Raw genomic sequence first — 23,212 nt, 5'->3', positions numbered from 1 at the left:
TCCCCCGCTTCATGGCCAGGCGCCCGACGGCCCGGCGCTTTTGGTCCAGGTCAACGGCCTGGACCGCAGCCTTGGCCGTTACCCTGTTGTTCCTCTCCGCCTGCACGGGCAGCGGAACCTCACCGCCCACGGGTCAGCCGGGAGGCAGCCCTGAGCAGGGCGGGCCGGGCCAGCCCACCGTGGCGGGCCGGATTGACGGGTTGCAGCTGCCGTGGTCCACCGTCTATCTGCCCGACGGCACCGCCGTCATTTCCGAACGCGACACTGCCCTGCTGCGGACCGTCAGCGGCGGGCAACTGGGCACTCTTGGCAAGATGCCCGGCGTCGTGCCTGGCGGCGAGGGCGGCCTTCTGGGCCTTGCCCTGTCCCCGCACTTTGCGACGGACCGCTACCTCTACGCGTACTTCACCGCGGCAACGGACAATCGAATTGCCCGCATGCGGCTCGAGGAGCGGGCCGGCCGGCTCGAGCTCGGCCCGCCGGTACCCGTCTTCACCGGCATCCCCAAGGCCGGCACGCATAACGGCGGCCGGATCCGCTTTGGGCCCGACGGCTTCCTCTATGTGGGCACGGGTGACTCGCGGCGTCCCGAGCAACCGCAGGACCGCACGGCCCTCGGCGGCAAGATCCTTCGCCTCACGGCGGAGGGCCGGCCGGCGCCGGGAAACCCGTTCGGCGAGAACCCGGTCTACAGCCTTGGCCACAGGAACGTCCAAGGACTCGCCTGGGACAGCGCGGGACGGCTGTGGGCCAGCGAGTTCGGCCCCGACGTCAACGACGAGCTCAACCTGATCGTGCCCGGGGGCAACTACGGCTGGCCGGACGTGACGGGCGCCCCCCATCGCGCGGGCTTCCTCGACGCGAAAGTGGTCTGGCCGTCGACGGCCGAATCGTCACCCAGCGGACTCGAGATTGTCGGCAACACCGCGTACCTGGGCGCCCTGCGCGGCCAGCGGCTCTGGGCTGTTCCCCTCAACGGCGAGTCCGCGGGCGCTCCTGTGAGCTATTTCACAGGAGAGTACGGCCGGATTCGCAACGTTTCGAAGGCTCCCGGTGGCCGCCTGTGGCTCCTCACTAACGATCAAAACCCTGATTTTGTGCTGATTTTGAACCTTCCCGGCTGAACTGGGACCTGCCGGCTCGCTCGATTTCACACCGTGCTCAAACTCGTGTAGAGTTTCATGTCGTTGCGGAGAACAACGGGGAAAGAAAAAGCCCCGATGAACGAGAACAACAGCTGCACCTCTAGCTCAACTGGCAGAGCAATTGACTCTTAATCAATGGGTTCCGGGTTCGAGTCCCGGGGGGTGCACCAACAGAGAAACCCCGCCTCGCATGACCACCGGTCGTGCGAGGCGGGGTTTTCTTTTTGCCATAGAACGCCCGAACGATCTTTATGGCAGCCGGCCGGCCCCTGGACACGCAGAAGGATTCTTCCGGCGAGTCCCTTGGGCGCACGGGGTTGACTATCCAGATTCGTTGCCCTCCAGCCCGACCGCCCGGCACAATCGGGGCATGACTAAATACCTCATCTCCTTCCCGAGCGAAGCAATGGTGCTCACCGACGAGGAGTTCCCGATCGTCTCCGCCGAATCTCATGCTGTCATCGAGGAGGCCAAGGCTGCCGGCGTCTACGTATTCGGCGGCGGGATCGACGAGCAAGTCGCTCCCGTGCTGATCTCCGCCGACGGGTCGGTGAGCACCGAGATTTACCCGGGCTCCGAACTCAAGGGTGGGTTCACTGTGCTGGAGCTCCCGACGCGCGAGGACGCGGTCGAGTGGGCGAGGAAGATCGCGGTGAGTTGCCGTTGCTCGCAGGAGCTCCGCGAGTTCATGTACGACCCGGCGAGCTAACTGTTCACAAGCAAACCCCCACGAGGAGCGACCATGTGCCGACTGTTTGGCCTGCACGCCGGCCTCGACCCGGTCAGGGCCACGTTCTGGCTCCTGGACGCGCCGGACAGCTTGTCCGACCAAAGCCGGAGGGAACCTGACGGGGCGGGCATCGGCACCTACGACGCCGACGGCAGAACCCACGTGGCCAAGCAGCCCCTGGCCGCGTGGGAAGACCACGCGTTCACCCGGGAGGCGCGGGATCTAAAGAGCACGACCTTTCTTGCCCATGTCCGTTATGCCAGCACCGGCGCGCACACGTGGGTCAACACGCACCCGTTCGAGCAGGATGGCCGGCTGTTCGCCCACAACGGCGCCTTCGGAGGCCTTGACCGGCTCGACCAGCGCCTGGCCGCGCTGGGGGTCGCAGACCTCGTGCAGGGTCAGACGGACAGCGAACGGCTCTTCGCCCTCATCACCGCCGAGACCCGACGGGCCGGCGGCAACGTCGCGGAGGGCATCACCCGCGCCGTCACCTGGGTCGCCTGTACGTTGCCAGTGCTGAGCCTGAATCTCATCGTGACGACGGCGACGGACCTTTGGGCGGTCAGATACCCGGCCACTCATGAGCTGCACATTCTCGAACGTGACCCTGCCAGGGTCCACGGCCCGGCAGCGCCTTTGGAGGCCAGGAGCCGCCGCATCCATGCCCGCAGTGAGGACCTCGCCAGCTCCTCGCACGTCCTCATCGCCACCGAACCAATGGATCACAACCCGGCGTGGCGACCCGTCACCCCCGGTGAGCTCGTGCACGTCGGCCCCGATCTGGCAGTCACCGCCAGTTATCCCTTCCCGGCAGCCCCGGCCTATCCGCTCAGCTTGTCCGATCTTGACCCGGCGGCCGCGGCATCCCAGGGGCCCTGACCTTCGATCAGCGGCCGGTGGGCCGGGGGTTCATGGTCTTCGCCGAAACGGGGCCTCACCGGGCCGAGATGCCCGGGCCGAAAGCGGAGGAACCTTACGATGGGGAGGATGAATTCCACCCGGAAGGCCTGTTACACATCCGCGGCAGCTCTGGTGCTCGCGGCCGTGCCGCTCGTCCTGGCATTGCCCGCAACGGCTGCACCATGCGCGCCGGCCGGACTTCTGCCCGTGAAGATCTGCCCCGCTCCACGCCCGTCATCTGCTTCGCCGACACCGCAACCCACCGCACCGAACAGCCCGTCGCCGTCGCCGTCGGGTGCTGCACCGACCGTGTCCCAAGCGCCGTCCCGAGCCTCGTCACCACGACAGGCCGCCCAGCCCGCGCATGTTCCGGCGCCGCCGACGCCGGGCCCCGCGTCATCGGCGGTCCAGGGCACCGCTTCCCCGCCGGCCACCGGGGCCGCTCCGACACCCGCCGCTGCCCTCACCGCCTCGCCGGAAGCGTCGGCTGCGAGCCCGAATGCCACCCCCTCGGCCGGGCCGGTGCTGGGCGCCGAGGCCGGCCGGCCATCTTCCGGGCCAGAGGGGCAGAGCAGCCTTGCCGGCGCATCGCTGCTGGCGCTCGGGGGCGTCCTTTTGGGCCTTTCCGCGGCGCTCGGCCTCCGCCGGGCAGCCCGGCCCTGAAACGGCCGCCGAACCGGCACAGCTAACTGTGTCGCTTCGGCGGCCGGTGAATCAGATCGTGGTGTTAAACCTTCTCGCGGGACCGGTCGGCAACTTTCTCCGGTTCCTCGACTGTGAACTCCTTGCTGCGGCGGGGGAAGGCCCAGAACTTGAATTCCTTTGCCTCCGCGCGGGGCTCGCGGCGTTCCTTAGTTTCCCGGGTGGCATCCTTCCTGGTGTCACGTCCGAAATCCTTGTAGTTCGAATAGCACATCACTGGCCTCCTTCATGGTGATTGCCCTTTAATGGTCCCCCAGATCCGCTGGCGCGTCGATACTCACTCGCTACCACAGCCGCCCCCATGTACGCTCTGTCTCAGAAGCTTCAGACCGCCCTGAATGATCAACGCCCCGTGCGCCGCAAAGGATGACCGCCATGACCGTCCCGCCGAACAGTTCAGCCCCCGGCCCTGGCTGGTATCCAGACCCTGCCGGCTCGGGCCGGCTTCAGTGGTGGAACGGTGCTGCCTGGACCGGCCAATTCAGCGCACCTCACTTTCAGGCGCCGCAGCCCCAGCGGATGGTGGAACCACGGAGACGCATCAGTGACCGGGCTCCCGTTTACAACGCCTACATCTGGACGATTGTGGCCCTGCCGCTCGTGCCGCTGATAATGCTGATGTTCTGGAATCCGGTGCTCCGGGTGCGTACCGTTGGCGCGCGGCAGGTCCAGACCCTGGATCCGGCGTCGATTTTTACGGTGCCGTACTTCCTCTTGGTGGCCAGCGGCTTCCTGGTCTGGGGGGTGTCTGCCTTCCTGGCCTATTTGGATTGGGACAAACTGCGCAGGGACGGCGTGGTCCGGCCGTTTCACTGGGCGTGGGTGTTCCTCAGCCGGGAGGTCTATGTGATCGGCCGCTCCGTGATTGTGCACGAGGTCGCCCCGCGCCGCGGGCTGGCCCCGGTGTGGGCCACGATCGGAGTGACCATCCTCGCGGTGGTGCTCGTCGGCCTCAAAATGTCCGCCCTGGTGTCCTCGCTCGCGAATCAGGCCGCATCGATCTAATCGGCGGTATCGCCTTCAGCCCCTGACCTGATGATCAGCAGGGGACACCGGGCGTGGTGAGCGAGCTGGGCGGATACCGAGCCCAGCAGCATCCCCGAAAAGCCGCCGAGACCGCGGGAACCGACAATCAGCAGGTCGGCTTCGCGCGACGCCTCCACCAGCGCGGCAACCGCATTCCCCTCTACGAGACGTCCCGTGACCGGAACCGCAGGATCATCCACGCGTCGGAGTTCGCCGTCGAGGATCAGCCGCGCGTCCCGCTCGAATCCGGTGTAGTCCCACGCCTGCCCGGCGGCATCGGTGATGTATGGATACTGCCAGGACACGAGGACAACCACCTGGCCGTTCCTGAGTTTCGCCTCCTGCATGCCCCAATCGAGGGCCGCTTGTGACGCCGGGGAGCCGTCGACGCCTACAACGATGACAAACGGGCTGCTGGCGGCCATGCCATTTCCTCCGACCGGGTCGAGGCTAGCTGATTGGCCTCATCATCCTCCCCGGGACGCGTACCGGACATCCCCCGAACGGCATGATGCAGCACGCGCCGGGCAGGCTAGTTCAGCGGGGTCGCCCGGGCCGCGAGATTCGGAGCTGCGCCCGGACCCGCCTCGGCGAGGCCGGGATCAACGGCGGTGACAATGGCTTTGGCCTCGGCGGACGAGGACTTGGTGGCCAGGATCCTGACCACGGCCTGGAGTTCCTGGCGCAGCAGGTCCGGGTCGATGGGCGTGGCGGCAAGCACGGAGCGTTCCATGTCCGCGGCCGCGCTGACGGCCTCGCGGCCCTGGTCTGTCAGGGACACCACCTGGCTGCGCCGGTCCGAGGCGCTGCGCTGCCGGGAAATGTGGCCGTGCGCCTCCAGCCGGCTCAGCGTCTTGCCCATGGTCTGGGCCTGGACCCGCACCAGCTGGGCCAGTTGGGCTTGTGTCATTGGCCCATTCGCCGAGAGCACTTCCATGGCGATCACCCCGGCATGGGTTAGGCCAATGGCCCCCAATTTTTCGTTCCAGGAATGTTCTACGAGACGTGCTGCCGTGGACAATAGGCGGCCCGTGGGCCAGCGATCCATATCAGGCATACCCAAGAGTATAGCGAGCAGCGGCTTGGTCCGGGGCCGCCGGCTCATTACGCTGGATGTTCACCCTGTTCGCGACCCGCCTTACCGCGGTTCTCGCCACAGTCCTCACCAAGGAGTTACCCGTGTCTGAACGACTCATTGCCGGCGCCGCGGCACCGGAATTCACGCTCAAGAATGCCGAAGGTCACAACGTCAGCCTGAGCGATTTTCGCGGCCGGAACACAGTAATTTACTTCTACCCTGCCGCGTCCACCCCTGGCTGCACCAAGCAGGCCTGCGATTTCCGGGATTCCTTGGCTTCCCTGCAGCAGGCCGGTTATGACGTGGTGGGCATCTCCCCCGACCCTGTCGGAAAGCTTGCCGCGTTCGCGGCCGCCGAAGGGCTGACGTTCCCGCTGCTCTCCGACGAAGACCATGCCGTCGCAGAAGCGTATGCGGCCTGGGGAGAGAAGAAGAACTACGGCAAGACCTACCAAGGCCTCATCCGCTCCACCATCGTTGTCGATCCCCAGGGCAGGGTGGCCGTCGCGCAGTACAACGTCCGGGCCACCGGCCATGTCGCGAAACTCCGCCGGGACCTGAATATCGGGCAGTAGTTCGGGCCGGCCGTGGGTACAATGGACCCTGGCGTCCGCCGCCGGGGTTCTTCCCCGGACGACGACGGCGCCGCGCGCGAGTGGTGAAATTGGCAGACACGCAGGATTTAGGTTCCTGTGCCTTCGGGCGTGGGGGTTCAAGTCCCCCCTTGCGCACACAGAGAGAACCCCGGTCTTCGGACCGGGGTTCTCGTGGTTTCCGGCGGAATTTCAGGGGATTTCCGGGGACTAAAAAGAATTTCGAATCCCCACCCATCCGTGTCCTCCAAGCTGCCGAATACCCATTGAGACACCAACCAAGGGTCGGTGCCCAACAGTCGGGAAAGGGCCGCAGCGGCAAATATTCGCCGCAGGCAACCATCGGCACAACAAAGGAGAAACCGAAATGCAGACCATCAAGCGCACCACGTTCGCCGTTGCAGGTATCGCAGCTGCCACCATGCTCAGCCTCACTGCCTGCGGCGGATCCAGCACCACCGCTTCCTCGGCTCCCGCCAGCTCCGCACCGTCGGACTCGAGCATGGCGCCGTCCCCGTCGATGAGCTCCTCCGCAGCAGCCATGGACCCGGCCGCCAACCTCGTCGGTCCCGGCTGCGCCGGCTACGCCGCCAAGGTCCCGAGCGGTGCCGGTTCCGTCTCCGGCATGGCGCTTGACCCGGTCGCCACCGCAGCGTCCAACAACCCGATCCTCACCACCCTGACCGCCGCCGTTTCCGGCAAGCTCAACCCGAAGGTCAACCTGGTCGATACCCTCAACGGGAGCGAATTCACCGTCTTCGCCCCGACGGATGACGCCTTCAAGAAGATCGATGCGGCCACGATCGCAAAACTGAAGAGTGACGATGCCACACTCAGCAAGATCCTGACCTACCACGTGGTCCCCGGCAAGATCACCCCGGACCAGATTGTCGGCACGCACAAGACGGTTGAGGGCGGTTCGGTTACGGTGACCGGCACCAAGGATGCCCTCAAGGTTGACGGCGCCAACGTTGTCTGCGGCGGCGTCCAGACCGCGAACGCCACGGTCTACATGGTCGACTCGGTCCTGATGCCCAAGTAGTCAGCACACAAGCACTCCTGCCCGGCTCCAGCCTGACTCCCTGGACCACTAGGAGAACGAAGGTCCGCACCGTTTCCCGGGGTGCGGGCCTTCGCTTGTGTGCCGCACCGGCGCCACCGCGGGCCGGCGGCCGTGGTGCGGCCCACAAGATTGCGGACTCTGCCGTCAACTAGACTGAGGGTGGTCCGCAGCCGGCGGACCATCCATTTTCCATGAGGTGATCCCGAGTGCCCAGCAGTACAGTGCCCAGCAGGACAATGCGGCGTATTGCCGCCAGCATCGGGGCCGTCCTCCTTGTCCTGCCCGTAGCATCCTGCACCGGTACTTTCGGCCCGGCGGCCAGCTCCACCGCCGCCCCCGCCACGGCCAGCGCCGCACCTACTGCACTCTTCACCTTCGGCACCGGATCGGAGCCCCTCGGCCTCGATCCGGCCTTGGTTTCCGACGTCGAGTCCTACCGCATCACCCGGCAGGTGCTCGAAGGCCTCGTGGGCGTCGATCAAACCACCGGCCAGCCCACGCCCCTGCTGGCCACCGAATGGTCACAGAGCGATGATGGCCGGGCCTACACCTTCAAGCTGCGCGAGAAAGTCACGTTCCAGGACGGGACGCCGTTCGATGCCGCCGCCGTCTGCACCAACTTCAACCGCTGGTTCAACTTCCCGCAAGCCCTTCGTCAGCGGGCCCCCGGCACCACTTTCAAGGGCGTGTTCAAGGCCCACGCGGACCAGGCGGCCCTGTCCATCTACAAAGGTTGCACCGCTGTGGCGCCGGACAACGTGCGGATCAGCCTCACACAGCCCTTCACGGGATTTCTCCAGGCCCTGACCCTCCCGGCCTTCGCCATCTCCTCCCCGCGGGCCCTCAGCGCCGAACACGCGGACGCCCTGGACCGGAGCCGCGGGGGCCAGCCAATGTCCGCCTACGGCCTGCATCCGGTGGGCACCGGACCGTACACCTTTGGCTCCTGGGACCCCGGCACCGTCACCCTGACCAGCAACAAGAACTACTGGGGCGACAAGGGGCAGATCGGCACCATTAAGTTCGTGACCTACGATTTCCCGCAGGCCCGGATGCAGGCACTGCTGGACGGCAAGATCGACGCGTACGACGCCGTGACGGTGGGCGATTTCGATCAGCTGGTCAAGAGCGGCAAACAGATCATCCAGCGGGACCCCTTCTCCGTCATGTACCTGGGCATGAACCAGGAAGTCCCCATCCTCCAGAACCTCAAGGTGCGTCAGGCGATCGAAATGGCGCTGGACAAGGACACCCTGATCCGCCGGTTCTTTATAGACAACACCGCCACGGCATCGCAGTTCGTCCCGCCGAAACTCAGCGGCTTCAACAACAACGCTCCCGCGCTCGGCTACAACCCGGACAAGGCCAAGGAACTTCTTGCCTCGTCCGGCTACAAGGGTCAGCCGCTGAAGTTCTACTACCCGCTCAACGTCACCCGGCCCTACCTTCCGACGCCGGAAAAGGTGTACGCCGAAATCAGCCGGCAACTGACCGCCGTGGGATTCAACATCAAACCCGTTCCCGTGGACTGGGCCGACGGCTATCTCAAGAAGGTCACCTCGCCGGGGGACCACGCCTTGCACCTGCTCGGCTGGAACGGGTCGTACTCCGACCCGGATAACTTCGTGGGCCCGCTCTTTGGCGAGAAGACCGGCGAATTCGGCTACCAGGATCCCCAGGTCTTCTCCAAGATCGCCCGGGCCCGGGGATTGCCGGACGGCAAGGACCGCACGGCGCAGTATCAAACGATCAATGCGCAGATTGCCGCCACGGTGCCCGCGGTCCCCATTGCCTTCCCGATCTCGGCGCTGGCCCTCTCGGACCGCGTCCTGAAGTACCCGGCGTCCCCGGTGCTCAACGAAGTTTTCACAAATGTCGAGCTAAAGCCTTGACGCCCGGGGCCAATTTCAGTTAGTAGGCGGTGCGGGGATATTCTGTGACAGCCAGAGCCGCTGCTATCGGAGACTGATTGTGACTTTCATTTCCAAGACCCAACATGCCGACGTCGTCCTGATCGGCGGCGGCATCATGAGCGCCACGCTCGGTGCTTTCATCAAGCAGCTCGAGCCGAACTGGACGATCTCGATGTTCGAGCGGCTCGACGAGCCGGGACTGGAAAGCTCCGGCCCCTGGAACAACGCCGGCACCGGACACGCCGCCCTGTGTGAGCTTAACTACTCCCCCGCCGCCAAAGACGGCTCGGTGGACCCCGGCAAGGCCCTGAACATCAACGAGCAGTTCCAGCTGTCCCGGCAGTTCTGGTCCCACCTCGTCTCGAACTCGCTGATCGGCTCCCCCAAGGGCTTCATCAACACCGTCCCGCACATGAGCTTCGTGATCGGCGAGGACCACACCAAGTTCCTCCGCACCCGCTACGAGGCGCTCAAGCCGAACCCGCTGTTCCGCTCGATGCAGTATTCCGAGGACCACGCCGAGATCGGCAAGTGGGCCCCGCTGATCGTCAAGGGCCGCGACCCCAAGCAGCGCGTCGCGGCAACCCGCGCCGCCGAGGGCACCGACGTCGACTTCGGCGCTCTGACCCGGGAACTGACCACCTACCTCGGCAACAACGGCGTCGAGATCAACTACGGCCACAACGTCAGCGACATCAAACGCGCATCCGACGGCGGCTGGGACCTCTCGCTGAAGCACCCCCGCAGCGGCGAGCACGGCTCGATCCACGCGAAGTTCGTGTTTGTCGGCGCGGGCGGCGGCGCCCTGCACCTGCTGCAGGCCTCCGGAATCCCCGAAAGCAAGGGCTTTGGCGGCTTCCCGGTCTCCGGACAGTTCTTCCGCTGCACCGACGAGACCATCGCGGCCCAGCACAGCGCGAAGGTCTACGGCCAGGCATCGGTAGGCGCCCCGCCCATGTCCGTGCCGCACCTGGACACGCGCTACGTCAACGGCAAGCGCTCCCTGCTGTTCGGCCCGTACGCGGGCTTCTCCACGAACTTCCTCAAGAACGGCTCCTACCTGGACCTGCCGCTGTCCATCCGCCCCTCCAACATCATCCCGATGCTGGCCGTGGCCAAGGACAACATGGACCTCACGGCCTACCTCATCAAGGAAGTCGCCAAGCGCCACGGCGACAAGGTCGAGGCCCTGCGCGAGTACTACCCCGAAGCCAAGGACGGCGACTGGGAGCTCATCACCGCCGGTCAGCGGGTCCAGATCATCAAGAAAGACCCCAAGAAGGGCGGCGTGCTGCAGTTCGGCACCGAGGTCATCGCCGGGCGCGATGGCAGCATCGGAGCCCTCCTCGGCGCCTCCCCGGGCGCGTCCACGGCGGTGCCGATCATGATCGAGCTGCTCCAGAAGTCCTTCCCCAAGAACTTCAAGGGCTGGCAGTCCAAGCTCAAGGACATGATGCCCGGCTACGGTGTCAAGCTCAACGAGAATCCTGAGCTCGCCGCCCAACTGGAGGCCGCGACGGCCAAGACGCTGCAGCTCGAACAGGTCGACGCCCGCAACTGAGCCCGGCCCGGTCCGCTGAGGCCGGACTCGCTGAAGTCCCCGTTTGCCGTCTCGCCGACCACCAGGAGACCATGAGATGTTCCGGCTCGCCAAGCTGTCCCTCGCCAACCGGGCCCTGATCGCACTCATCACGGTGTTCGCGTGCGTTTTCGGTGTGATCACGATGTCCTCGCTGAAGCAGGAACTCATCCCGTCCATCGAGTTCCCGCAGATCACGGTGATCACGTCGATGCCGGGCGCCTCGCCCGAAGTCGTGGACAAGCAGATCAGCGCTCCGCTGGAAACGGCGTTGAACAGCGTCGAGGGGCTGGAGTCGACGTCGTCCACGTCCCGGAACGGCGTCTCGCAGATCACCCTGGCCTTCACGTATGGCAGCAACCTGGACCGGGCCCGGAACCAGATCGACCGGGCAATCTCCAACGCCCGGCAGGCCCTGCCGAAGGACGTCCAGCCGCAAGCCATCGCCGGGAGCATCAGCGACTTCCCGATCGTGTTCCTGGCCGTGTCCTCGGATAAGCCGCTCAGCGAACTCAACGCCGATCTCGCGCGGCTCAGTGTCCCCCGGCTGCAGAAGCTCGACGGTGTGCGGGGCGCCGACGTCACCGGCGGAGCCAGCCAGCACATCCAGATCCTGCCGCGGCCGGTGGACATGGCGGCGTCGGGTGCGAGTATCCAGTCCATCAGTGACGCCCTAAAGAACAACGGTTCGCTGGTCCCGGCCGGGACGGTCGAAGAGCAGGGCAAGACGCTCTCGCTGCAGATCGGCAGCCCGGTGGATTCCCTCGCCGCCATCAAGGCCCTCCCGCTGGGCGCGTCCCGTAACGCGGCGACGATCGGCAGTGTGGCCGACGTCAAACTGGTCGAGGACGCCCGTACCTCGATCACGCGAACGAACGGCAAGGAAACCCTCGCGCTGTCCGTGACCAAGAAGCCCGAGGGCGACACTGTCGCGATCTCCCACGCGGTGAAGGACGCCATCCCGCAGCTCGAGGCTGAGCTTGGCTCCAACGCCAAGTTCACCCCGGTCTTCGATCAGGCCCCGTTCATCGAGAAGTCGATCAAGGACCTCACCACCGAGGGCATGCTCGGACTGGGCTTCGCCGTCCTGGTGATCCTGGTTTTCCTGATGTCCGTCCGCGCTACGTTGGTGACGGCCGTGTCCATCCCGTTGTCCCTGCTGATCACGTTCATCGGGGTTTCGGCGACCGGTTACTCCCTCAATATCCTGACCCTAGGCGCTCTGACCATCGCGATCGGCCGGGTAGTGGACGACTCGATCGTGGTCATCGAGAACATCAAGCGCCACCTCACCTATGGCGAGGAAAAGATCACCGCGATCGTGAGCGCCATTCGCGAAGTCGCCGGCGCCATCACGGCCTCGACACTCACCACGGTGGCGGTCTTCCTGCCGATCGCCTTCGTCGGCGATCTGGCCGGTGAGCTGTTCCGTCCGTTCGCGCTCACCGTGACCATCGCGCTGCTCTCATCACTGCTGGTCTCGCTGACCATCGTGCCGGTGCTGGCGTACTGGTTCCTGCGCGCGTCCGCGAACAAAGGATCCCAAGCTGAATCTGCCGCAGACATTGCCGCAAAGGCCCATGAGGCCGAACAGGGCACGCGCCTGCAGAGGGGCTACCTGCCCATCCTTACCGGCACCCAGCGGCACCCGGTCCTGACGCTGGTCGCCGCGGCCCTGGTGCTGGCCGGCACCGTGGCGATGACTCCGTTGCTCGCCACGGACCTCCTGGGCCGCTCGGGCGAGAACAGCATGACGGTCAAGCAGGCCCTGCCGGCGGGCACCAGCCTGGCCGCAGCCAGCAAGTCGGCCATCCGGGTCGAGGATGTCCTGCGGGGCATCGATGGAATCAAGGATGTCCAGTCCACCACCGGCAATGCCCAGACCGGCTTCTCGGCCCTGCTCTCATCCGGCGCGTCGAATTCGACATTCACGGTGGTGACGGACGAGAAAGCCGACCAAGGCAAGCTCCAGGACACGGTCCGGGGCGAGCTCGCCAAGCTCGGCGGCGCCGGCAAGATCACCGTCGGATCCCAGCAGGGCGGTTTCGGCACGACGTCGACCGTGGACATCACGCTCAGGGCGGCCACCACCGCTGACCTCCGGACCGCCAGCGACGCCATGGTCAAGGCCATGGATGGAGTGCCCGGCAGCAGCGAGGTGGCGACGAACCTTGCCGCCAGCCAGCCGGTGGTCCAGGTCAAGGTGGACCGGGCCAAGGCCGTCGCGGCCGGCCTGAACGAAGGGCGTGTCGCCGGAGTCCTGGCCGCAACCATCAGCCCGATTCCGGCCGGGACAGTCCGCATCGGCACCAACGACTTTCCCGTCCGGATCGGCGAAGGCACCCGCTTCACGAGCATCGACGCCGTCAGGAAGATCCCGCTCCCGACGGCGGCCGGCGCCGTGCCGCTGGGCAGCATCGCCTCCGTGGAACAGGTTGACGTCCCCGTCTCCATCACGGCGAGCAACGGCCAGCGCACGGCGCGGGTCTCTGTCACGCCGTCGGGCGCCAATCTCGGCGCGGTCAGCACCGAGGTGCAGAACCGCCTCAAGGCAGTCCAACTGCCGCCCGGAGTGACCGCTGAAATCGGCGGCGCGACGACGCAGCAGGCCGATTCGTTCCGCCAACTGGGGCTCGCGCTGCTCGCCGCCGTCGCAATCGTCTACGTAATCATGGTGGCTGCCTTCAAGTCCCTCGTGCAGCCCCTGATCCTGCTGGTCTCCGTCCCCTTCGCGGCGACGGGCGCCATCGCCCTACTCGTGGTGACGGGGGTGCCGCTGGGTCTTCCGTCGCTGATCGGCATGCTGATGCTCGTCGGCATCGTGGTGACGAACGCGATTGTGCTGATCGACCTCATCAACCAGTACCGCCAGCCGCGCGACGGTGAACCGGGAATGTCCGTGGCGGACGCCATCACACACGGCGCCCGCCAGCGCCTCCGCCCCATCCTTATGACGGCCCTCGCCACGGTGTTCGCCCTGACGCCCATGGCACTGGGCCTCACCGGCGGAGGCGGCTTCATCTCCCAGCCCCTGGCAATCGTGGTGATCGGCGGCCTGATCTCCTCCACCGCCCTGACGCTCATCCTGGTTCCGGTTCTGTACCGGCTGGTGGAAGGACGCCGGGAGCGGAAGGCCCTGCAGAAGTCCCTGCCCCGGGGACGCCATTCCGGCCCGGCCTCCGCGGCCGAGGACTTCCCCGACGATTTCACCGAGGATGCTCCCCTGCCAACCGGCTCCCACTAAGAGCGTCCTTTAAGAGGGGCCCGGCAGCCCGGCTTTGGCCCGCGATGCCTTCGGTGTGCTGTGGGTTCCTGGTGTCCTGTGGGTTCCGTGGGTTCCCTTGGAGAGCCGCAGCAGTCCGACGGGCGCCGCGGCAGTGCCCCGGTGACGGGGCCCGCTGTGGGGGTGGCCGCCGGTGACCACTGCTGTGAGGGACTGTGGCGCCACGGAGGTCAGCACCTCGCGCGCCGGGTTCCCGGTATACGTCGCATTTTCCGGGACTTCTTCGCCTTTCATCAGGAGGGCGTCGGATCCGAGCGTCGAGCCATCGTGCATAGTGGCCCCGTAATTGATGAAGGTTTCCACGCCGACGGAGCACCGGTTGCCGATCACGACGTAGCCGGACTTGAATGTCCCGTCTTCCATGGAGTGCCCCTGAATGTGAACTCCCTCGTTGAACGTACAGTCATCGCCTATCGTGACCAAGGTCTTTTCCGGCATGTTCATGCCGGCATCGTAGAGCCGCTTGCCCACCTTGGCGCCCATCATTCGCCAGATCAGGGGCTTGAAGGGGGTCCCGTGAAGGGGCGCCAGGGCCAGAAGTTTCCAAAGACGTTCATGCCGCCAGAAGTAGGGATCGTAGATGGAGCAGTATTGCGGCTTCAGATGACGGAAGCCCATCACCGAACGCTCAACCAGAATGCTGAACAGCGTGCGGAACACCACCAGGGCGAGCATTGCCGCGGCGACGGCCAGCACGCCGAGGAAGCTGTGGGCCGACACGGCAACGGCGCCGGCGAGCGTGGCAGCTAGCAGGTTAACCCACCGCACGGAGACGAAGAGCGCCATGCTCACGATGTTGTGCCGGTTCTTGGCCGGGAGGAGCCGGTTCATGGCGTCCGCGATCTTGAGTTCGTCAAATTCGGCGTCACGCTGGACGGAGCGGGGAATCTCGAAGGCGGGCGAGCCCAGCAGCCCCACGTCTCTCCGGACCGGGCCGTCAATGGGAATCATCACTTTCGTGGCCAGAAGGCAGTTCTCGCCCGCGCGGGCGCCAATCGGGAAGGTGATGCTGTTTCCCAGGAAGTTGTGGCCCGCGATGTGGACCCGCGAGAGACGGAAGGACGTGCTCGTGTAATCAGCATTCATCACGTTCAGGCCGTCAGAGACCATGGTTCCTGTCCCAACCGAGGAGAGGAAGGGCGACTCGTGGGCCAGCGTGGGGCCGAAGTTTGATCCTGTCTGCTGCACCTTGCCCAGATCCCAGCCGAGGGCCCGCAGATAGTGCACGATGTAGGAGCTGTCGCCGAAGATGTCCTTGTACAGCCGGACGTTCGAGAGGCGGACGATCAGCCGGTGGATCGAATAGTGCCAGCCGTAGAGCGGATAGACCACATCAGGCTTAAGGAAGCGGTTCAGCAAACGCGGAAGGCAGACGACGCCGACCAGACCGACGATCAGCCCGCCAATGAGCACCACCAGTGTCACGGCAATCATATCGAGGAAGAAGGTGTAGGAGCCCAACTGCAGATGGTCGGTGGCCAGGTAGCCCGGGAGGAACGCGGCCAGCCCGAGAACGCCCGCCGGAACCACCAGGACCAGACGGTTGAACAGCTGGAGCAGGCTATAGGTGACCCTCCGGCGGGTGCTGCACGGGGCGGTCGGGACGCGCTTGTAGTTGGCGCTGGCCCGCACGGCAGGGGAACCGTGCCAGACCTCGCCCTGGGGCACCGCTTGGCCCGTCTGCAGCGATGACGCATGTCCGAGCTGGCTGTCGTCGCCCATCGAGGTTCCGATGTCCAGGGTGCATCTCTCGGAGACGAGGACGTTCCTGCCCAGGGTCACCGGGCCCATCATGATGTTCCCCGCGTGCGCCCGGTAGCACAGGATCCAGGTGTCTTTGTGGATCACGGTATTGTCGCCCACGGTCAGCAGGTCCGGGCACCCGGGCACGTGGCGATCGAAAATGACGACCCCCTTGCCGATCTTTGCGCCCAGGAGCCGCAGGTACACCACGTAGATCGGCGAACCGACGAACAGCGCGAGTGGATTTGCCCTCGTCAGTGTCTTGACCACCCAAAAGCGGAGATAGGCCACGCTCCATATCCGGATGCTGCCCGGCTTCCACCGCCCGACGAGGACCCATTTGGCGATGATCGGGGTCACAGACAGGACCACGAACACGGCGACACCGAAACCCATGGTGCGAAGCCACATGTCCAGGAGGGTGGTTCCCCCCAGCGTCCATTCATAGCCAAATACCAGGATCCACGCGGTATACATCGTGTAGCTCACGAAAACCAGCAATTGGATGACACCGCAGAAAGCGTATTGGAAGGCGCTCACCGGGCGCGCCGGTGCGGGCGCCGGGCCGGACTCCGGCAGGACGGGGCTGTTGACAGATTCACTGTGCCTGGCCTCGAGGCACGCGGCCAGCTGCCGCACCGTCGGATTTTCATAGATGTCCTGCATAGCTGCCGGCGGCAGTGCGGTTTCTTTCCTAATCCGGGCGCAGAAGCGTGCCATCATCAACGAGTCCCCACCCAGGTCGTTGAAGAAATGCGCATCGGTAGAGACTTTGTCAAGACTCAGCACGACGCCAAGCTGCACCGCCAGGGCCTCTTCGGCGGCGGTGGTTGGGGCGGTAAACGACCCGGCGGCCGCCCCGCTGATCCTGTGCTCCGGACGGGGCAGCCGTTTCCGGTCCACCTTGTCGCTGGCCATCATGGGCAGGGCGTCGAGCTGTTCAAAATAGGCCGGAACCATGTACCCGGGAAGCCTGGTGCGCAGCATCTGGTGGAGGTCATGGGCGTCCACGCCCACGGCGCCCTGGCGCAGGGTGTAGTAGGCGGCCAGTTCCACCGTTCCGGGTTCCGGTTCATAGGTCTGAACGGCTGCCTGCGCAATTCCGGGGAGCTGCAGGAGCACGGATTCGATTTCGCTCAACTCGATCCGGTAGCCGCGGATCTTGACCTGTGTGTCGATCCGGCCGAAGTACTCGAGTTCCCCGTCGTCATTGACCCGCCCGAGGTCTCCGGTGCGATAGATCCGGCCGGAGGGATTGTTCCCGATCCCGAGGAAATCCGGCACGAACGCCCGATCCGTCAGGTCCTGGCGGTTCACGTATCCCCGTGCCAGGCCCACCCCGGCGAGGCCTATTTCGCCGGATTCACCACGGGGCAGCGCGCGGCTCTCCTCGGGGTGAAGGATCACTGCAGAGTACGTGGGCAGGGGCACGCCGAGTGACACGGGCATGTCCGGGTCGAGGACCGACCATGTGGCCGTCACCGTCGCTTCGGTGGGGCCGTAGACGTTGAGGAACCGACGGCCGGGGCGGTGCCACCGGATGACGAGATCCTTGGGGCAGGCCTCTCCGGAGACCAGCAGGAACCGCAGACCGGGCAGATCGTCGTCGAGCGTCGCCAGCAGCGTTGGGACGCAGCAAAGCGCCGTGATCCGTTTTTCCTGCAGGTACTCCGCGAGCTCGGCGCCCAGCAGGCTGGACCGTCCCGGCTTTGGCACCAGCGTGGCCCCGACCATCCAGGCGACCCAGATTTCTTCCACCGAAAAATCAAAGGCGATCGTCATGCCCTGGTACACGCGGTCCGTGGGCTCAATGCCGTAGACGTCAGAGGCCACCCGGACAAAGTTGCAGATGCTGGCCTGGTCCACTGCCACGCCCTTGGGCCGGCCCGTCGAACCCGAGGTGTAGATGATGTACGCCAGTTCATCGGCCGTCCCGCCATGCTCCGCACTGCTCAGGCGGGCGGGGTCCTGGGCATCGATCTGCGCCTGCATATCATCCAGGCACACCGTGACGGCGGCCACTTCAGGCAGCAGGTCCCTCAGATGGGAAAGGGAGAGGATCATCGCCGCATTGGCGTCCTCAACAATGTATTGGAGACGATCCGGCGGGAATCCCGGGTCCAGCGGAACGTAGGCCGCGTGGATCTTCAGCACCGCAAGCATCGCCACGTATGCCCGCCACGGCTGGTCAAACAGCAACGCGATGCGGTCCCCCGGCCGGGCACCGCACACCAAGAGCTGCCGCGCCAGCTGGTTTGCCCGTTCATCCAGCTGTGTGTACGTCAGGACAACGTCCCCGGCGTCCACAGCAATCTGGCCACCCAGTCCTTGTTCCCGCAGTTGGTCGCAGCGATCCTCAAAAAGCCGGTCCAGGCGCTCGCCCCGACGCCAACGCGTGGTCTGGTCCGGCGCGGCCGAGGTGAGAACGGCTCCCCCCTCGGAACCGCCAATCGTTGACACATTCCCGAGCAACTCAGGGGGTCTGGTGAGGCTGTTGCCGATCCTCGCGGTCTTGCCCATCCTTTAGCTCCTTCGCTAGAAGTGACGTGCCATGGTTCGGCCGTCCCGCGGGACGTGCGTTATAGCGTGGCCCGATTTCGCAGCCCATGTGTCGACCGGGGGGCCGACGGAGACCGTGACGTTGCCGACAACTTCCGGCATCGCAGCTTCGGCCGCCGGGGCCAAGCCAAACGCCCGCCGGACAGCGCGTTCGGCATCAGCAAGCCGGTCGGTCTGGGTGACGGCGCCCAAACAGGTCTCGGACATGTCAACCAGGTCCAGTTCCACGTCTGCGTCGGACAGGGCCTTCAGGAAGGTGCAGAAGATCTCCGGTGAAGACCGCATTCCCAGGCCGGTGACCGACACCCTGCCCACGTGGCTATCGTGCTGCAGGCCCTGGAATCCGATGGTTCCCTTTGCGGCGGTGAGCCCGGCCAGGGCAAGGGCTGCCTGAGCGGCCGGAAGGATCAGGGCAACATCGGACCGGCTTGAATCGGGGCCGGCCGTATTCTGGACTATGGTCTGGACGCTGGCCCCCGACCGGGACAGCACATGGAGAATGCGCGCCACGGTGTCCGGTTGGTCAGGAATTCCAACAACGACAATCTTCGAGGCGGAATTAACCCCGGCCACCCCGGTCACCAGCGGTTGCTCCCTTGCGGGCTCCCGGCGTGGATGACGGTCGATGCCAGGCAGGATCAAGGTCCCAGGCTCCGGCACGAAGGAGGACCGTACATGGATCGGGATTCCGAACCTGCGGGCATATTCAACGCACCGCAAATGCAGTACCTTGCACCCGGAGGCGGCGAACTCAAGCATTTCCTCACTGGAGAGGACATCAATCTTTCGCGCCGTCGGCACCACACGGGGGTCGGCCGTGTAGACGCCGTCGACGTCCGTGTAGATTTCACACACGCTGGCCCCCAGCGCTGCGGCAAGGGCAACCGCGGTGAGATCCGAGCCGCCGCGTCCTAGGGTGGTCACCTTTCCACGCTTCTTGGTCCGGCCCTGAAATCCGGCGACGATAGGGACTTCGCCGTGGGCCAGGCAGGTGCGGACCCGGTCCGGCCTGACATCGGTTATGTGCGCTTTGCCATGAATACTGTCGGTGATGAGGCCCGCCGCGCTGCCGGTAAAGGTGCGGGGCACCTGGCCCAGATCTGCCAGGGCGATCGCCAGGAGTGCCGAGGACACCAGCTCTCCGATGCTCAGAAGGGCATCGAGGTCGACGGGAAGCGGCCGGGTGGAAACCTCGGCAGCGAGGTCGCAAAGCTCATCGGTGGTGTCCCCCATGGCAGAAACCACCGCCACCACCCGATGTCCGTTCGCCCGCGTTTTCGCGATGCGCTCGGCTGCGCGGAGAATACCTGCGGCGTCCGCCAGGGACGAGCCGCCGAACTTTTGTACAATGACGCTTCCCGGGGGAATCACTCTGCCCATCTCTTCTTGATCACGATCATTGCCGGCTGTTGCCTTGCGGGTACCCATTTCTCTCCCCGAAATATGCATCGATTCTTGCGAGCGGTCTTTGTCCCGCCGTAGAGCCTTCTGCACGGAGCCCGTCGGTGCCGGGCCCTGTACGGATGCTCAAACAGTGGACACCAAGGGGACCGGGGCCCCGGTCACGAATTCTGCGGCTTCGGCGAGAATATCGAGTCCCCTGCGCAGGTCCCCGGGGCTGATAGTCAGCGCGGGCATCGTCTTGAGGACCTCACCTTGCGGGCCCGACGTCTCCACGAGTAGCCCCCGGGCGAACGATTCAGCCGCAATCTTCCCTGCTGTCTCAGGGCTGGGGTAGCAAACACCGGCCAGCAAACCCCGGCCGCGGACGGTAGCGCCCTCGACGCCCGCCGCGATCCGTGCCAGCCCCTCGTGCAGTTGCGCCGCAAGCCCGGCGACTTTCAGCTCGAAGGTGTCGTCGTGCCAGTAATGCTCCAGGGCAGCCGTTCCCGTGACGAACGCCGGGTTGTGTCCCCGGAATGTTCCGTTGTGCTCGCCGGGTTTCCAAACGTCCAGGCCGGGTTTGAACAGGGTCAGGGCCAGAGGCAGCCCGAAGCCCGAGATGGACTTCGACAGGCAAACGATGTCAGGGGTAATGCCGGCATCTTCAAAACTGAAGAACGTCCCCGTGCGTCCGCAGCCGGCCTGGACATCGTCAACAATGAGCAGGATGTCGTGCTGGCGGCAGAGTTCCGAGAGTTCCCGCAGCCAGGATGCCCGGGCCGCCCTGAGGCCGCCCTCGCCCTGGACGGTTTCCACGATCACGGCGGCGGGCTTGTCGAGGCCCGAGCCGCTGTCCTCCAGGGCGAGCCGGAGCCAGAGGAAGTCCGGCGCCTGCCCGTCGAGAAATCCGTCGTAGGGCATGCTCGATGTGTTCGTCAGCGGAACGCCGGCTCCCTGCCGCTTCATGGCGTTGCCCGTCACCGACAACGACCCCAAGGTCATCCCGTGGAATGCGTTGGTGAAGCTGAGGACGTGCTGCCTTCCGGTGACTTTACGGGCCAGCTTCAGGGCCGCTTCCACCGAGTTTGTCCCGGTCGGTCCGGGGAACATGACTTTGTAGTCCAAATTCCGGGGTTTGAGGATCAGTTCCTGGAAGGTCTCAAGGAAGCGCCGCTTGGCGGGCGTCTTCATGTCCAGGGAATGGACTATCGCCCCGGAGAGGAGATAGTCGACGAGCGGCCGCAGCAGCACCGGATTGTTGTGGCCGTAGTTCAGCGCTCCGGCGCCAGAGAAGAAGTCCAGAAATTCTCTGCCGTCTTCACTGTAGAGGGCGCTGCCGGCGGCCCGTTCAAACACGGTGTCCCAGCCGCGGCAATAGCTGCGAACCTCAGATTCCAAAGTTTCAAAGATGTCCATCTGGCGATGTCCCGTACTGTCGACGAGCGAAGTGACCCGAGCGGAGGGCAACTCGGGCTTTTCGGATGACGGGCATGCGAAGGAAGCCGCGCGGCAACTGTGGCGCGCTGGCCGGCATTTTCCCAAAGCCCGTATATTTTCACCTATTAGAGGTTTTCTATGCGCGAACCGGGCAGATCAGTCAGGGCTGCCCAAGTACCTAACGGGTCTTATCGTAGTCTCAGGAAATTCACAGCACCTGAGTATTCGGTACCTGTTTTTTCGTCCGCAAGGTCGCAAAACTACCCGATTCGAGGGACCTCAGATGCTCCCGGCAGCGCTCCTGTACTCGAAAAAAATGAGAGCGCCCGGGGAGCCGGGGAAGGTGGCTGCGAACGGTAGTGTCCTTAGTCCTGTATGGCCCGGAAACGTTGGTTAGTGCGAGCCGGCCCGCAGGGGCTCGACGGCGGCCGGGGCCCGGTCAGAGAAGGCCAACCGGGGCACCAGGACAAGCGCGGCGGCCGCAGCCAGACCCGTGACTCCGCAGATGGTCCACACCGTGAGATAGCCGGCCAGGGGCGCCGCTGTCTGCCCGTCCCCCGGCACAGCCCCGGCCTCAGCCATGGCGTGGCTCAGCAGGGCGATGCCGAACACCGCGGACGCGAACGCCCCGCCGATGGTCTTGGTGGTGTTGGTCAGGCCCGTGGCCATCGCGGTGCGGTTGAGGGGCGCAGCCGCGGCCGCCGCCGACGGCAGCGCCGCCACCAGGGCTCCGGAGCCGACGCCGGCGATTGCCATGTTTGCCAGTGCCTCGGCGAGGCTGTTGTGGAATGGCAGGAACAACAGATAACCGAGGCCCACGAGCGACGCGGCGCCCACGAGCGTCCAGCGCGGGGTCAGCCGGCGCGTCACCACCGGATACAACAGCGCCCCCACGAGCAAGGCCAGTACGTAGACGCCGATGATGATGGAGACCTGCCCGGCGCGCAGCCCGAGCCCGTAGCCGTGCAGCGCAGGATCAGTCCGGGCGAAGGTGGACAGCGGAGCCTGGGCCCCCAGGACCGAGACTCCAAACAGCCCGGCGGTCAGCTGGACCGGCCACATCGATGTGCTCCGCAGCATCCGGATATCCACAAGGGGATCGGCCTGGCGCAGCTCGAACCGCGCGAACGGAAGGAAGACGAGGATCCCGGCCGCCACGAGCACCCACGGCCACCACGCGCCGGCGCCGTTGAGCCGCATGAACGTCAGCCCGGAGGTGATGAGCAACAGGCCGACGGCGAGCAGGGTGAACCCCCCGGTGTCAACGCGCCCGCCGCTGCGCTCCACGGACTCCGGCACGCCGAACCGGATGGCGAACCAGCACGCGGACACGGCCAGCGCCGGAACCAGGAGCACAAGCTGCAGCTGCCCGGCGAAGACGTCCACGAGGGAACCGGCTGCGAGCGCACCGGCGATGACGCCGAACTCCAGCGCCCCGACCAATATGCCCGCCGCGCGCCGGGTGCGGGCGGCGCCGTCGGGCCGCTGATGGACCCGGCTGAAGACCAGGGCGATTTCCAACGGAAGCCAGACCACGTAAAAGCCCTGGAAGGACCAGGCAGCCAGGAAGGTCCAGAAGTCCGGGGCAAGCGCGACGCCCCAGGACGCCGCCGCGGTAACCAGGGTGGAGACCAGGAGAACCCTCCGGTGACCGTACATGTCCCCCAGCTTTGCCAGCACCGGCACGGCCAGGGCACTGACCATCAGCTGTGCTGCCTCGAACCAGTTGACGTCGGCGTCGTGGATCCCCAGGTGCCGGGCGATGTCGGTGAGGATGGGCGTGTAGTAGCCCTGCAGGATTCCGCTGGTGAGTTCCACCAGACACAGAAAAGCTACGACACGTCGCATGGGGGCCTTCCGGGCGGGGCGGCCCCTGACGGCCAGCCGAATGATTGCATCCTAGGCCCGGGCGGCGCCGCAGCCGGGAACCCGCCGGGCAGTTCGCCGGGCAATTCGGCAGGAAACTCGGCGGGAACGCCCGGGAATATTCGGCCACGCGGGACGTTACACCTCTCGATACATGCAAATGCATGTAAATCGCTTATAGTGGACTCAGCCCCGGATCAGACCGGCCA

Annotated in this window: 16 protein-coding genes and 2 tRNA genes; 11 read left to right on the top strand and 7 right to left on the bottom strand. The window is 65.6% G+C overall.

All coding sequences use genetic code 11. The features are described 5' to 3' along the window. The first annotated feature begins 11 nt into the window (after positions 1-11). The 4 genes from AB4Y72_RS15875 (at position 12) to AB4Y72_RS15860 (ending at position 2,757) form a co-directional block, all read left to right on the top strand. The gene (locus AB4Y72_RS15875; protein ID WP_441427109.1) at positions 12-1,124 is read left to right on the top strand and encodes a PQQ-dependent sugar dehydrogenase; all 1,113 of its coding nucleotides are present in this window, start codon (positions 12-14) and stop codon (positions 1,122-1,124) included. A 115-nt stretch (positions 1,125-1,239) separates the two neighbouring features. Beyond that, a tRNA-Lys gene (locus AB4Y72_RS15870) sits at positions 1,240-1,315 on the top strand. 200 nt (positions 1,316-1,515) lie between these two features. Continuing rightward, positions 1,516-1,854 carry a YciI family protein gene (locus AB4Y72_RS15865; RefSeq protein ID WP_441427108.1) on the top strand — a complete coding sequence of 113 codons (339 nt, stop codon included), beginning with the start codon at positions 1,516-1,518 and terminating at the stop codon, positions 1,852-1,854. Positions 1,855-1,887: 33 nt separating this feature from the next. Continuing rightward, positions 1,888-2,757 carry a class II glutamine amidotransferase gene (locus AB4Y72_RS15860; protein ID WP_441427107.1) on the top strand — a complete coding sequence of 290 codons (870 nt, stop codon included), beginning with the start codon at positions 1,888-1,890 and terminating at the stop codon, positions 2,755-2,757. 748 nt (positions 2,758-3,505) lie between these two features. Here the strand turns inward: AB4Y72_RS15860 and AB4Y72_RS15855 are convergent. After that, complete coding sequence (locus tag AB4Y72_RS15855) at positions 3,506-3,694, bottom strand: hypothetical protein (RefSeq protein ID WP_441427106.1); 189 nt, start codon at positions 3,692-3,694, stop codon at positions 3,506-3,508. A gap of 161 nt (positions 3,695-3,855) precedes the next feature. Between AB4Y72_RS15855 and AB4Y72_RS15850 the strand changes: the two genes are divergently transcribed. Then, positions 3,856-4,485: a DUF2510 domain-containing protein gene (locus AB4Y72_RS15850; protein WP_441427105.1), complete on the top strand. Its 630-nt coding sequence runs from the start codon at positions 3,856-3,858 to the stop codon at positions 4,483-4,485. Here AB4Y72_RS15850 and AB4Y72_RS15845 read toward each other — a convergent pair. Then, positions 4,482-4,931, bottom strand: coding sequence for a universal stress protein (locus tag AB4Y72_RS15845; protein ID WP_441427104.1), 450 nt, complete (start codon positions 4,929-4,931; stop codon positions 4,482-4,484). The genes AB4Y72_RS15850 and AB4Y72_RS15845 overlap by 4 nt on opposite strands. A 107-nt stretch (positions 4,932-5,038) precedes the next feature. Next, on the bottom strand, positions 5,039-5,554 hold the full coding sequence (locus AB4Y72_RS15840) for a MarR family winged helix-turn-helix transcriptional regulator (protein ID WP_441427213.1): 516 nt from the start codon (positions 5,552-5,554) through the stop codon (positions 5,039-5,041). Positions 5,555-5,685: 131 nt separating this feature from the next. Here AB4Y72_RS15840 and bcp point away from each other — a divergent pair, with 131 nt between their 5' ends. From bcp to AB4Y72_RS15810, 6 genes are all read left to right on the top strand, one after another. Continuing rightward, positions 5,686-6,159, top strand: coding sequence for a thioredoxin-dependent thiol peroxidase (gene bcp / locus AB4Y72_RS15835; protein WP_441427103.1), 474 nt, complete (start codon positions 5,686-5,688; stop codon positions 6,157-6,159). A 74-nt stretch (positions 6,160-6,233) separates the two neighbouring features. Continuing rightward, positions 6,234-6,315 (top strand) — tRNA-Leu (locus AB4Y72_RS15830). A 229-nt stretch (positions 6,316-6,544) separates the two neighbouring features. Continuing rightward, positions 6,545-7,219 carry a fasciclin domain-containing protein gene (locus AB4Y72_RS15825; protein WP_441427102.1) on the top strand — a complete coding sequence of 225 codons (675 nt, stop codon included), beginning with the start codon at positions 6,545-6,547 and terminating at the stop codon, positions 7,217-7,219. Between the two features lie 257 nt (positions 7,220-7,476). After that, positions 7,477-9,132, top strand: a complete 1,656-nt coding sequence (locus AB4Y72_RS15820; RefSeq protein ID WP_441427212.1) for an ABC transporter substrate-binding protein — start codon at positions 7,477-7,479, stop codon at positions 9,130-9,132. Positions 9,133-9,211: 79 nt separating this feature from the next. Then, positions 9,212-10,714: a malate:quinone oxidoreductase gene (locus AB4Y72_RS15815; protein ID WP_441427101.1), complete on the top strand. Its 1,503-nt coding sequence runs from the start codon at positions 9,212-9,214 to the stop codon at positions 10,712-10,714. A gap of 76 nt (positions 10,715-10,790) precedes the next feature. Continuing rightward, on the top strand, positions 10,791-13,976 hold the full coding sequence (locus AB4Y72_RS15810; protein WP_441427100.1) for an efflux RND transporter permease subunit: 3,186 nt from the start codon (positions 10,791-10,793) through the stop codon (positions 13,974-13,976). A gap of 9 nt (positions 13,977-13,985) precedes the next feature. Here the strand turns inward: AB4Y72_RS15810 and AB4Y72_RS15805 are convergent, their stop codons facing one another. From AB4Y72_RS15805 to AB4Y72_RS15790, 4 genes are all read right to left on the bottom strand, one after another. Further along, positions 13,986-18,278: a Pls/PosA family non-ribosomal peptide synthetase gene (locus AB4Y72_RS15805; protein WP_441427099.1), complete on the bottom strand. Its 4,293-nt coding sequence runs from the start codon at positions 18,276-18,278 to the stop codon at positions 13,986-13,988. Between the two features lie 15 nt (positions 18,279-18,293). Further along, positions 18,294-19,697: an aspartate kinase gene (locus AB4Y72_RS15800; RefSeq protein WP_441427098.1), complete on the bottom strand. Its 1,404-nt coding sequence runs from the start codon at positions 19,695-19,697 to the stop codon at positions 18,294-18,296. Positions 19,698-19,844: 147 nt separating this feature from the next. After that, a complete protein-coding gene (gene ectB, locus AB4Y72_RS15795; protein WP_441427097.1) occupies positions 19,845-21,116 on the bottom strand; it encodes a diaminobutyrate--2-oxoglutarate transaminase in 1,272 nt (423 codons plus the stop codon). 414 nt (positions 21,117-21,530) lie between these two features. Beyond that, on the bottom strand, positions 21,531-22,955 hold the full coding sequence (locus AB4Y72_RS15790; RefSeq protein WP_441427096.1) for an MFS transporter: 1,425 nt from the start codon (positions 22,953-22,955) through the stop codon (positions 21,531-21,533). Positions 22,956-23,212 lie beyond the last annotated feature (257 nt).

The sequence above is a fragment of the Arthrobacter sp. YAF34 genome (genome assembly GCF_052113245.1).
Taxonomy (GTDB): Bacteria; Actinomycetota; Actinomycetes; order Actinomycetales; family Micrococcaceae; genus Arthrobacter.
The sequence above is the reverse complement of the archived record's forward strand: the minus strand, read 5'-3'. Positions and strand labels throughout refer to the sequence as shown.